This window comes from Rugamonas rivuli (genome assembly GCF_009380165.1).
Lineage (GTDB): Bacteria > Pseudomonadota > Gammaproteobacteria > Burkholderiales > Burkholderiaceae_D > Rugamonas > Rugamonas rivuli.
This window is the reverse complement of sequence record NZ_WHUF01000002.1, coordinates 485,847-498,558: the sequence shown is the minus strand read 5'-3', so window position 1 is coordinate 498,558 and position 12,712 is coordinate 485,847. Positions and strand designations below refer to the sequence as shown.

Genomic DNA, 12,712 nt, shown 5'->3' with positions numbered 1-12,712 from the left:
TCCCGTTTCCTAGGTCGATACGGTGAGCTGTGAGCGACGTCTAGCAACGGTCTGGTATAACACTCATATATCATTTGACCTTAAGTTCAGATAGTTGGTCGTACGACCGAGTCTCCGTTAGATCTCGAACAGGTCCGCCGGAGTACATCATTGGAACAGGATGGCTGAAGACCAGGTGACTCTCAATCGCGACGTCCTCCTTTATCGATAAGAAGCTGCAAAGGCTTTTTCGATTTGTCCTAATGATTTCAACCCTGTCCAAGTGCTTCCGGAGCGAGTCTCGAGTCTTTCCATCGGCGGATGCCTCACCTCTGTAATCCGAGAGCTGCTCAGCGATCTCGCCGTAAGTCTTGCGGAACTGAAGATCCTTGCATTCCATGATCAGTACACGATTTACTTCGTGTGACCAAGCCAGTACGTCGACGTCGCCATAATTTCGATCAAAGGCCTTCCCAAGAATTTTCGTTACGAATGCCTCAGGGAGAACAGTCCACCCGAAATCCTTCATTCGGCTCGACACGCGATTGTTGAACGTCTTCCCATCTCGATTTCGTGCATAACCTGCGTAGCGCCGCATCGCCGGCCCCAGATGAATATCCGGATATGCCCCGTCATAGAAGTTGCCGACTGTTGACAGGAAGCCGTCCCGAACCAGTCCCGGAGCGATCACGAACACTGGATCAGATTCATCAGATATTTGCAGCAATGGGCGTCGCAGAACACTTAGCCGTCTGCGGAATTTCCAGGGGGCGATATCCTTAAATGAATACCCAGACGGTAGCTCATTCCATTGCGGTCGTGGTACCAGAGTAAGCGCATCTATGATCAACGAACCAACTGGGGTGTCGGCTAGAGCGACGAGATCAGAACGCCTCAAGAAAAACACAGGCTCATTCTGTTCAACGCCATAATTTTCAAGCTTGTCAATGAATCGCCTGAATTCATCAAGATGGGCGCCGAAGTCGCTCTCCCACGCGCTGAGAAACTCTCTCATTCCTTCTATCGTGCTTGAATCGTCCACAGCGTCTGGATGTTTGAGATATTTCTCATACTTTCTTGCCGAGGATTTGAAGCGATGCTCACTAGTCGCCTGTCCAAATCCGTCCATCACGGTATCCATAAAGTCGTGGTTTGCATGTACATCGCCAAGTGCTCTGATTCTAAGTTCTGGCTCAAGTAGGTCCCAATGAATTAAGTCCGCCCAGCCACCCAAGTGGAAAATTTGGGCGCTCATAGCCAAGAGCAGCCCTATGTCACGCACGCCAGGCTGAAGCTGGGCATCAGTTCCGGCTTCGCATAGGGCGACTTCGACTAGATTCCGAGTTGGTTGGAGAGTACCGTTAAGCTTGAACTCATACTCGGACATCGCCTTAATCGTTGCGTCCTTATCATCTCGTAACGCAAGAACGGCGGCTGCGGTTCGATGCCATCGATCCCGCGACAGACTCGCTACTTCATAATTAAGAATCAGCTGTTTTATCAGCTCTGCTTTGTCAAAGCGCCTCAACCGTTCTCCAACTTCCTTCTGAAGCTTTCCGACAAGCGAATGCAGAAAGTCCAGACACTCCTGTTTTCCGGAAACCAGTCCTCCATCTTTGGGTGAGCGTGCAGTCCAGCCAAGTCCCAGCCTGAGTACTGCATCATCGAACCGATTGATCGTGATCGGATTCTCGCTTATCTCCGAATGAAAGTAGTCACGGAAGCCACGGCCAGCAAAGACGTGGCTATAGCGTGCATCCTGATTAGGTACGATTTCTCGTACAACTTCTTCGATCTTTGAATCGTGATAGTGCACACTTGTTAGTTCTGCGGCACCTGCGACGAATGCTCGAACTAATGCGCGCTCTGCGATATTGTGCGGATGGTAGAGTGCGCGGTAAAAGCCTGATCCCACCTTGACATTTATAGTTCGCGATGCGCGGGCAACCGATATGGCAAATGCTCCTTCAAGATCCGCTTCGGAACCTCTACTTCCATTGATTCCGTCAAGAGGTAGACTTGGAAATTCACATCGCCAGAGGATGGCACCGCTTCCCAACTGCGACGCAAAGGCACGCTCGAGCGCATCGGCGGCTCTCGCCATCCAGGTACCAAGCATCTTCCAGTTTTCAAGAGTGCGAGCGCTATGCTGGCCCACCGGCGCCACAACTTCATACCACCAGCACCGATTTAATGTGATACGCGAGCCTATGAGCCGCGATCTGTCTTTGGCAGAAAGATGCACATAAGTTGGGCGCTCGTTGTCCTCTTCGAAGTAGCTTGCGCTTTCTTTAATAAGATACATCCAGGCGCCATCAACGAACTGCTGAACCTGTTCGTCGACTGAATTCGAGACCTGATGCCTAAGATCCACAAGTGCATTTTGGGTAATCGTTAAAAAGTGTTGATGCTCATCGGAGTTCCAGTCGTCTGGAATTTCCGCGTGAGGAACCAGGTGGCCATTTAGGGACTCAGTCCATGCAAAAAGATTCAGTAGACCGTTGATGTTTTGAATCGAAACCCGTTTCTCCATTAGTACGGATTCCATATCGCATAGGCGGAATAGATTCAGCGGCTCCATTGACTTGGACCGGCTCAAAGTAAGTAAATCGGCTGCGCTAATGATCTGCTGCTGCCAATTCACTTGTGGTTCAACCAACTCATCGACGGCTGTTCCCCTTCCGATTCCGCATATCACGGTTAGCGTGATGCCTTCTTTAAAGCCAGGCCGTTTGGCTGCGTCGGATTGCATGGAGGCGACTGCTTTTTTAAGCTGCTCTTGCATGCCTTCCTTTACGTCAAATAATCCACCAAATCCATCCTCTTCAAATCCATCCAAGTCATCAAGAACGAAGAGAACATTGAGGTACCTTCCTACATCAACCTCTTGGGACATAGCGCAGAGGGTACCGGAATGTGTGAATGCAAACGGCACGCGCGTACCTCGCTTGCCAAGAAAGGGCGAGCACTCGAACATCTGTGAATATTCGCGAGCAAGCGCACGAAGAAAAATTCCCCGATTTTCACCGGTACCCAGTGCCAAAATGAAGTAGCGCCGAATCGTAGCCGAGATAGCGTTCGGCATGAGTACGTAAATGTACTCGTCATCGAAGGCGAGCGGTTTTGCTTCCAAATCTGAGTGTGAAACTGCCTGAAGGCGCAACTGATATCTATCGTCCGGGTCGAACACAAATGGGATGAGATCCGGTAGTCTGATCCCCAATTGAGTTATGTCGTTCTTGGTGAATCTGACTAATTTTCTAAGCTGCGCGGACTCCTCTTTGAACCTGCTGGGTAAGTGCTCTTCGGGGCTATTTGCACCGAGGTCATTACAGCGTAAGTTCGCGCGCTCACAAACCGCATCAGAGAGCCTGAGCAAGGCGTGAATGGAATTGGTAATGGATTGAAACCGTGGATCGTCAGGCAAGCCGTCAGCCAGATTTACAAATCGCTGCAAATAGAAAGCGCCGCCTTCCCATAGTCCACCCAAAACCTGATAGTTCCCGCGCTTCGAATAAATACGCGAAGAAAAAACATCTTCCGGGTCGTCTTCAAGTTCTCCACATACACTGCCGATCGCAGTGAATCCTTGCACGAGAAGTTGCTGCGTTGGGGCGCGCTCCCCCTGGCAGCAGGCTACACAAAGATGAACCAAGGTCTCTAGACGTAGAGCGTTGCCCTGCAACCGCTTTTGTGTTGTTAGTGCGCCGAAGGTTGCGGCTGCTTTTATGGGGCAATATGACTTGAGAGTGGCGATGAATTCCGGTGCCTGATCCGCAACGGCCCCGACGGACATCGATGAGCTCATCGCGGCCATTGCAGCTGCAAATGTCCCCCAGTCTTCGAGAAGAGAATCTGGGTCATCGTTTAATTCCATCGCGCCTCCACATGAATGTCCAATGTGCCAAGGTAGCACAATTGCTTCTCACCGGATGAAGGCACGGGGCGAATTCCATCGATATCTCGCTAGAAGCTTGGAGCTAAAATCTCAAAGTGTGGCAGTGCTAATGGGTAAGAAGAACTCCGCCGGACCAACAATGGAGCCATCACGGAGCATGCTAATCCCGCTATAAATAGGCTCAATATTCTCAAGCTGATTTAACTGTTCGTCGAATCGACCTGTCGAACGACATGCCGAGACAATTTGACGAAAGATCTTCTCCTCAACGCCAAAGAAAGTTGCTCTAGGGCGGTCAAGTCTGAGCGGGTCATTGCGATTGGCGACGACTTTGCCGTCCATTACCCGGAAGGCGGGGGTATCATCTGGGCTGAAGTAGCCACCTACAAACCGTCGGCCCTTGAATGGGGGCATTGCCAATTCCCAAACGACGACTGGCACAAGGATTTCCGGAGGAAGTGTGACGCCATTGCGCAGTGCGGCTGCTAAGAGTGGCTGGTCTAGCTTTTCCGCAATTCGGCTGTAGTGAGAGCCGATGATCGCAGAACCTAGCACGCGCGCGAGTTCACCATCAAGGGGCCTCTCTCCCGGGCTCTGTGGATCTTCAGCTAGCAATGTCGTTCGAACTACAGCGCTATCTCTTTCTGTAGCAAATCGTGTTGCTACGACGTGTCCTTTTACGCTACGAGGGATCCCTGCCGCATCTAATACTTGGACTCGATTGAACTGCTCTCGCCAGCCATCGAATTCCTTCGTAGCGAAGCCGATTGAAGTGTAACGACCTTTGGCCTCCGCTAGAAACACACGATCCACACTCTCAGCGCAGAAATAGTCTGGCGTGTCGCCACTTTTTGAGCGACTAATGGAGCAGCCTCCGAAGGCACGATGAAGCTGCCTGTCGAGCAGATCTCCCATGTGCGCAAAGTATGTAATATTTAAATGTTCATGAAGGAACCAGCGACAAAATGCTTGCCCAAGTTCGCATGATCGGCTTCGCCGAGCAGCTGTAGATATGCCCAATCCTCCGCCCTGAAAACGGAAGTCTGAGGTTGGTAGTAAGAACCGAACGTGCTCGAATTGTGTCGGGTCGGGGCTGGGGGGGCGGCGACCATATGTGTCGAGGTAATAGTGATGAAAAAGTTGGGCCAGGCCAACCGATATTTCCTGGGCCGGCTGGTTAAGCTTTGGTGCAGAGCGGAGCGTATGCGGTATTGTCGGATATTTGTTAAGACCCAGTTTTATAACCTTATCCATCTAATTTTCAGCCTTAATTTAAAGTGAAGATCGCACGAGTTGAGCGCCGAGATGATGCCACTCCCTTGATGTCTTCTGCCGGCAGCAGCGGCTCAGAACAGCGTTGAGACACGCGAGAAATTCCGCATTAGACGGCCCTAACGCATGTGCCGATCATTGCCAGATTAGCTTGCGTCAAGACGAGCGCCTTCTTCGTCCTCCCAGTTTGGGCGCCATGTATCTGGAAGAAGATGCTTGGCGTAAGAGTAGGCAAGTTTTCCCGCTCGTATGCGTTTTGCCAAAGTCTCAGCCGCCTCTTCTGGTTTGCTCATCCTGCGCTCAAACGCACGAATCGCGTTAGGGAAGTGATTATTTGAATAGGAAATTTTCTTTTTATAGATTGGGTTTCCCGTCGGCTTATTATTGGTGTGCTCTGTTAGGGTTAGCGTCATATGGTTCTTTTCCCCCTTTCGCTCATCCCCACGAACGACTCTCTTTCCCATGAAGAAAGCAAGCCTATGTGGTCCCCAGTCCGGTCTTGAAGGGAGTGGCGTTTTGTCACGTGCTGCCGCCGACTGCTTATCACGCCAATGCTTTGAACTGATTTGGCGTCCACTCATGCAAAAGTGCAGAGAATTTTCAATAGCACACTCCATCTCAACATGCTTTTCTGAAGAAATGTACTGTCCGGTTATCCATTGACTCTCGGTCCAGTAGAGCAGCGCGAAAGGTAAATTTGAAGGCATAACACCCTTACACCTGTAGCGTCCTTGTTCGATAAAGGTCTTTAACATAGATTCGAAAAGCCGGTCGCCAAAACCTATGCCAACGGTAGTGGCCAAGACTTCCCGAACCACTGCGGCTTCGTTCACCAGAAGCTTCAGCACCTCATCATTGAATGCCTGGCTCAGGCGGGGCTCAGAGGAACTCAGGCTAACTTTCGCGCGCAGCGAGCAGTTATCGTATTTCGCTTGATCGTAAATAATGTCCAGCCCAGGCACGTTGTGCTGATAGTGCTTTCCAAAAGGCTCCATTGGAGCTCGCTCATTTTCGCCGCGCACCCTATCTAACTCACGGATCTCTATCGCATTTTTACATTCCGGGCAGGTAGCGAGATATAGAGGGCTCTTCGGCAAACTTTTAGTGTGCGTAGCCCAAGGAAAACGACGCTGGGTCTTTTGGAAATAGGTATCTTCGGTGATGAAGTCATATCCTGGGCTTGTTGGGTATAAGGCAAAGATATCCATAATGTAGTTTCCTTGTGGAAATCACATCATAGTCCAGAGGCGGGCTAAACGCGTACTGAAGAACAACATTTTTGACCTTCAGTCGTTGTATTTCGGACATGGTGACAATTGGATAGAAATTTTCGTCGGGAAAATCGGTACTGTTTCCAATCGGAACTCCAATGAGGGGCTGCGATGGATAACGGACGGCGCAACGCAATAGGACTTCTAGGTGGACTGGCTTTATCTGGTTTAGGCGGGTGCTGCATCCCGCCACAGCTACGACGCGATAACATTGAAACCTACAATGGTCCTGTGCCACCCTTGCTGGTAACAAGCGGGCTCACGCGCGGCATGGAAGTATTGCCCGCTCGTGCTATCGACGTCCATGCTCACTTTTTCAACGCTTCCGATATAGACGCCGCCGGCTACTTAGCCCATTCCGTCGGTCACTCCACTCTCGAACTGCAGGGATTCATCATCGCCATGGAACCAGTGGTGCGGGCCGTCACCGAAATTGCTAGCAGCGCAAAAGAAGAATATGAGTTACTCATAGACGCGAACACGCGAACGGATGGCCGCAGCATGAAGTCGCTAGAAAATAGGATGACGCAACAACGGCAGCGGATCGAGAAGCGTCTCCAGGAGGAAATCGTTAGTCGTGGCGTAGATATCGAATATGACAAGGCACAGGTATCGCTTGAAAGAAAATGGGGGGCACGCTTCATACCGCGCCGCTTCAACAGTACAACCGTGCACAAAATCGTGGACGAGATGCATTCGCCAGGCGTCCGTGGTGGCAGGGACCAGCTGCGCGGCGTTTCAGGAAGCACACCGGACGGAATCATCCGCTTTGTAGCGTGCATGCTGCAGGATCGCTGGATGAACCTGGACCTGTATCGGCGTACGTGGGAACCGATGGGTATCGCCGCAGCATTTGGGGCCATGGTCAATTTTGATTATAGGTATTGTGCCTCTCGCTCGACCCCGCACGATCAGATGCTCTTGATGGCGCTGATCTCTAAAATGTCAGGCGGCTACATGTTGCCGCTGATAGCCTACAACCCGATGACTGACTTAAAAGAATCCGGTGCATCACTCGCGCTGGTTCAGGAGGCAGTGAATCACCACGGTTTCATCGGTGTGAAGATTTATCCTCCAATGGGGTTTCAGCCATATGGGAGTGGAGCGGAACTAGACCGGCTGTTGCTCAAAATGTTCAAGTGGTGTGCAGAGCAAAAGGTGCCTGTGATGGCGCACGCAAACCGCAGTATGGGATACGACAACGAAGCCGACAATGCAAGCAGTCCTGCAGGATGGCAAGCACTCGCGGATGCCATGGCACCAGGCCTACCTATGCGAGTAAATCTCGGCCATCTTGGCGGTGATGGCAGCGAAGGAGATCCGACGTCTTGGACCCGTGATTTTGCACAGCTAATGAGCCAGCCCAAGGGTACAAATACTTATGGAGACCTAGGCTACTGGACCGGTCTACGTGCATGTATAGATGCTACCTGCGAGCCTCTGGAACGCATAAAGGACGCGCTGAATGTATTCCCGGATTTCGGGCGACACGTAATGTATGGCTCGGACTGGTTCATGATGATAAAAGAGGATGGTTGGCAAGACTATCCGACAGAACTTGCGCGCGCCCTCGCTTTTTCAAACCTTGATCGACAGGCTGTTTTTCGGACAAATGCCATTGAATGCTTTGGATTGAATGACAAGACACGCCTTAACAACTTGATCGAGCACCTTGGTAAGCTACCTTCCTGGCTCACTTAAATTAGGGATTACGATGAGCGCTAACGCAGTACGCCTATAAAAAAATGACCTGGAAATTCATCGTCAGCGACACATAGTACAGCTTAGATCACGTAGGAAGTATGGCGTGTACTCGGATTCGGCACGCGAGCTGAAGAAATTGATACCGAAAGAAATATGATGGAACGGACACTCATCGTAGACATCGATAAAGCGACTTGGCCAGGCCCAGGTATCCGCCCGTTATTCCCAAGATCCTTCGCCGGTGGCCGCAGTGCCTATGGCTTAAACATTCCCGCCATGCTTATGATGATCGGGTACTTAACGACCCCCACTTCGTCAACAGGGGTCTCACTTAGTGAGTTTTGGGCGTGGGTGAGATATCTCGCGGCCATATCAGAAGACGAGAGTTTGAGTCTGACTAATAGCTTCGCAGAACTCGACGCGCACCAGAAAACCATTCTGAGCGACGACTTCGGAATGGGCGTTCCTATGCTTTGGCTAAGCGAGCACCTTTCGCTGGAACAGATTGTTGATGGCAGATATTTCATGGAATGGGTTGCAGCGTCTGTTGGCGCCGCCCAGCGGCGAACTGCTAAGCGCGGGCCAAACAAAACGCCCGACTTTGTCGCTCGCGATACTGCGGGAAGGTGGCACGTCATTGAATGCAAAGGTACGCAATCGGGTTCCGAATTCAGCGAGAGGCAGCTCGGCACAAAAGGACCACCACCGACTGGCGGAATCGCTCAAAAGTGCTCCATCAAATTCCCTGCCGGTCACACTGGACAAAGACTTGTGTGCGGGCTGAACATCACGGTTCAAGGCGGAACAGGAAGCGTTCTCAAGATTGTTGATCCGGAACCTGACGAGGCATTTGAGATTGGCACTAATGATCTTTCCGATGCTAAGGAGGCTGCAGATAGGGGCGTCATGTCTAGGGCGCTGCGCATGGCGGGGTTTGAAGTAACCGCAGAAACAATTGCATCGCCTTTCGGACGAAAACCTGGATCAACACGTGAGGTATCACGAAAGACTAAACAAATGCTGGACAGTCGCAGTGAGAGATCGAAGCGAGAACTCCGGGACAATGCTGAACGCCAAGCAGTGTTCGGTAGGCAGTTCCAAGGTAGAACAGTCTCGCTCACGCTTCCTCGCGGCGTCAGGGTAAACGAGCGTCAAGTAAGGAGGGTAATCATCAAGCAGGGCGTCAACCGGGACATACTGGAAGCGCTTGAGCAGCGGCCCATTGAAGAACCTGCCGAAGTGCGAAACTCATCTTGGGCGCAACTCATTGGCAGAAGCTTGATCGAGAATGATGGCCTTTCAGCACGGATGCACATCGGACAGGCCTTTCGCTCCGAACTCATATTGGAGGAATAAAGAGGGGAACATTCTTAAAAGCCGGCTCCCCTGCCAACCCAATTTACTGCTTTGCAGTGGCTCTCCATCGTACAGAACGATAGACAATTTTGAGCTGAAATTCTGAGTGCGCGAAACCCGAGTGCCACGCATGAAAAATTTCCACTGGGGAATTAGTTGAAATTATGTGTGGCGTATAATTCCTTCGGCGCAACATTGCCGAACACCCAAAGCACCATCGAGCGAGCATCGCGTTCTCCCCGCAAATTGGCCTTCTGAAGCAAAATCACCGAGGTCCATTTGCTGCCAGCCGGCGCCTGCCCCCTTGGTGTGTTAGGCGACTCTGCTCTGCCAGGTCCGTCTTCTCCCAGATCATTGCATTGCGCTTGACGTCAGCCAAATCAAGGAGGCCAAGCTAAAGTAACAATGTCAGGTGTATTCCTTAATTTACTTGGAGGCACCATGGCAACGGACGCATACCTGAGAATCGATAGCATAAAGGGCGAGTCGGCCGATTCGGACCATCAGGGCTGGATCGAAATTTCCAGCGCCCATTTTGGCGTCGTTCAACCTCGCAGTGCTACTGCTTCAACTGGTGGGGGCCACACAGCCGAGCGCTGCGAGCATCGGACAATTTCACTGACAAAGCTGGCTGACCTAGCCTCGCCGATCCTCATGCAGACTTGCTCAATGGGCAGGACTATTCCGAAGGCAAAGCTGGAGTTTTTGCGAGCAGACGGCGATGGCCAGCGCGTGAAGTATTACGAGGTCGAGCTGGAAAACGTGATCATCTCCAACATGGACCAAGTACTCGGTGACGGCAATATCCTGCACGACGAGATCGGTCTGAGCTACTCCAGGGTGAAGTGGAAATACACCCAACAGAAGATCGCCGGTGGTGCCGGCGGAAACACCGCTGGCGGCTGGTGCCTGGCCAGCAACAAGTGCGTGTAAGGGGAACAGCCATGTCGACCGGCGTTCCAATCCAACCGAAGGAGTCACGCGGCTACTTCATGCTGCCCCAGGCGCCCGAAGACGCGGGCTATTACGTCTACGGCACCCTCCATGATGTGCCAGGTACCGGCCAACAGGCGCAGTATGCGCACCCCAACTTGCTTACAGTGATTTTTCAGATCGAGCGTGAATGGCAGGCCATATGCGACCGGAAATTCGGGATCGGGAATATCAGCATCGACGGCGGGCACGCTTACGACAACCACAAATCGCACCAGAAAGGCATCGAGATGGACTGCCGGCCGGTTCGCACGGACCACATGACAGGGCAAGCCGCACGCTGCAGCTACAGGGAAAAGGAGTACGACCTTGAGGCCACGATCAAGCTGATTCGCCTGTTTGTCGAGCACCCGAGGACCAAAATCGTGTACTTCAATGACGAGCGGGTACAAAGGGCGTTAGGTGGGGGCCGCGTCAAGTCCCTTGTGGGCCACAACAACCATTTCCACGCGGAGCTTTGGCCGCAGTACGCGTCGTGAACGCGCGCCTCGTGTTCATCATTGCGGCTCTAGCCCTGTATGTGCTGACCCGCGCTGCCGAAAAGCCTGAAATTCAGGGCTCTGGACAGAAACCGTTGAAGGGGGACTACCTGATATACGGCGGCGAGCTGGGTGACACAGTCCCCCCGACGAAGACGGACCGGAAGGTAGCATTCACGTTCAAGGGCCCACTAGCGAAGGACCTATTCGAACAGATCGGACCAGACAACAAGAATACCTGCGGAGCTGCTCCCGATCACCGCATCAGAGACAGGGGGGACCTGTCCTGCGTTTGGGACAAGCGTGACGGATACATTTGCTATTTCGGATTAGACGTACCAACCGGTAAAAGCACCTACGGGTCCATTTGCTGACGAGGCGCTTGAAGGAGCCATGTGGAGGCGAAAGCGGTCCTGACCTGCCACTATCAGCTGGTGACTCTTACCGTCGCTGCCTACAGTAACTTCCGCGTCGAATATCCCGTTACTTGCTGGGTGGAGCGGAGGATGCCTTTTTCGATTTTGCTTCGGTTTCAAATAATTTTCTGTCGGATTCCAGCAGCTCTTTCTGGCGTTGGGCGATGGCGGCCATACCGGGCTCTCGGTTCTCCTTTGACCCAACCGAGATTGTTTCGTCTGACTTACTGCAACCAACGAGTACGACTGCAAGAATTGCGAGAATGATAGTTTTCATATTGGGCTCCTGTTTGCGGTTGGCATTGAATAGATTTTCTCTTTGGAGGGTGTTACGACGGCCGCTGTATTTCGTCCGTCATGGCTTAGATGGCGTCCATCGTGGGCGATGAAAATCGTCGAACGCAAACTTTCATCGTCGCTGTCGCTCCAGATCTCCTTGAGCTCCTCTATATCCCAGCGTCCAGCCTCGCTTGCCGGCAGTAGCATCGACAGCTGGACGATTTTTCTATTTGCGTCCACACGGACCTCATTGCAGAAGTCGACGACGTCGGCTTCACGCCAAAGCAGACAGGTTTCGTGCAGCCAAACTCCGTCCTCCTTGATGGCATGGCAGACAAAAAAATAGGGAATACGCAGCTCAATGCTGACTGCTCGCCACATCTTTACCCCTTTACCGTGGATCAAAGCGAATGTGGCGACTTCATGGTTATCGATAGTTCTCAGCATGTCTTCATATCACTTGTATTTCTCGGTGGCGTCGCTCAGTCGCTATTGATTCGCCATGGCAAGCTGAAAGCAACAGCGCAGCGACCGTTACCTGGCGATGCGGTTTTATCAAATGTTTCATTTTGACCAATTCCTGTGCTGGTTTTCAGAAATTACCAATATATTGTGAAGACGGAATAATAACCGAAGACGAACATCACTCCCAATATATTGGGAGGTGTTTTGGGAGATCCGGGGATGGCTTTTGGTGTAGTGCTGCGCAGCTTTCGCAAAAAGGCGGGGCTGTCTCAAGAGCAGCTTGCGCTTGAAGCTGGGGTCGAAAGGAACTTCGTGAGTCTGATCGAACGAGGTATCAATCAACCTACAATCAGGATCATTTTCAAGCTTGCCGCGGCTCTCCAGGTCGATCCGTCAGCGATGATGAAGGCAGTAGAGCAGCATCTTGCCCAAGAGTCTCTTCCAACAAAACTTAGCTAGTCAGCTTCGTTCTTAGCGATTTTGCGCGACTGCGACTTAACCCGGCTTTGCGGAGAGTTGGTGGGCATTTACCTTTCAGTCTTTTCTGAACTTCACCACCTAGGCGCGGACACCTATATTTTCACCGCATAAATGGGCCTA

General features: G+C 51.8%; 10 protein-coding genes. 5 read left to right on the top strand and 5 right to left on the bottom strand.

The features are described 5' to 3' along the window. Positions 1-70 precede the first annotated feature (70 nt). The 3 genes from GEV01_RS07375 to GEV01_RS07365 all read right to left on the bottom strand — a co-directional run bounded on the left by GEV01_RS07375 (position 71) and on the right by GEV01_RS07365 (position 6,357). Positions 71-3,856, bottom strand: coding sequence for a zinc chelation protein SecC (locus tag GEV01_RS07375; protein WP_152803052.1), 3,786 nt, complete (start codon positions 3,854-3,856; stop codon positions 71-73). A gap of 111 nt (positions 3,857-3,967) precedes the next feature. Further along, the gene (locus GEV01_RS07370) at positions 3,968-4,792 is read right to left on the bottom strand and encodes a hypothetical protein (RefSeq protein WP_217428368.1); all 825 of its coding nucleotides are present in this window, start codon (positions 4,790-4,792) and stop codon (positions 3,968-3,970) included. A gap of 503 nt (positions 4,793-5,295) precedes the next feature. Continuing rightward, complete coding sequence (locus tag GEV01_RS07365) at positions 5,296-6,357, bottom strand: hypothetical protein (protein ID WP_152803048.1); 1,062 nt, start codon at positions 6,355-6,357, stop codon at positions 5,296-5,298. Positions 6,358-6,690: 333 nt separating this feature from the next. On the opposite strand from GEV01_RS07365, the gene GEV01_RS07360 reads away from it, so the two are divergent. The 4 genes from GEV01_RS07360 (at position 6,691) to GEV01_RS07345 (ending at position 10,952) form a co-directional block, all read left to right on the top strand. Further along, positions 6,691-8,121, top strand: coding sequence for an amidohydrolase family protein (locus tag GEV01_RS07360; RefSeq protein ID WP_175022973.1), 1,431 nt, complete (start codon positions 6,691-6,693; stop codon positions 8,119-8,121). A 279-nt stretch (positions 8,122-8,400) separates the two neighbouring features. Then, complete coding sequence (locus GEV01_RS07355; protein ID WP_152803996.1) at positions 8,401-9,480, top strand: hypothetical protein; 1,080 nt, start codon at positions 8,401-8,403, stop codon at positions 9,478-9,480. 441 nt (positions 9,481-9,921) lie between these two features. Next, entirely contained in the window at positions 9,922-10,413 is a 492-nt protein-coding gene (locus GEV01_RS07350) for an Hcp family type VI secretion system effector (protein ID WP_152803043.1), read from the top strand. A gap of 11 nt (positions 10,414-10,424) precedes the next feature. Then, complete coding sequence (locus GEV01_RS07345; protein ID WP_152803041.1) at positions 10,425-10,952, top strand: penicillin-insensitive murein endopeptidase; 528 nt, start codon at positions 10,425-10,427, stop codon at positions 10,950-10,952. A gap of 483 nt (positions 10,953-11,435) precedes the next feature. Here GEV01_RS07345 and GEV01_RS07340 read toward each other — a convergent pair whose 3' ends face one another. Beyond that, positions 11,436-11,645 carry a hypothetical protein gene (locus tag GEV01_RS07340; RefSeq protein WP_152803039.1) on the bottom strand — a complete coding sequence of 70 codons (210 nt, stop codon included), beginning with the start codon at positions 11,643-11,645 and terminating at the stop codon, positions 11,436-11,438. Further along, the gene (locus GEV01_RS07335) at positions 11,642-12,094 is read right to left on the bottom strand and encodes a hypothetical protein (protein ID WP_152803037.1); all 453 of its coding nucleotides are present in this window, start codon (positions 12,092-12,094) and stop codon (positions 11,642-11,644) included. The genes GEV01_RS07340 and GEV01_RS07335 overlap by 4 nt, the downstream gene beginning before the upstream one ends. 237 nt (positions 12,095-12,331) lie before the next feature. Between GEV01_RS07335 and GEV01_RS07330 the strand changes: the two genes are divergently transcribed. Then, on the top strand, positions 12,332-12,571 hold the full coding sequence (locus GEV01_RS07330; RefSeq protein ID WP_152803035.1) for a helix-turn-helix domain-containing protein: 240 nt from the start codon (positions 12,332-12,334) through the stop codon (positions 12,569-12,571). Positions 12,572-12,712 lie beyond the last annotated feature (141 nt).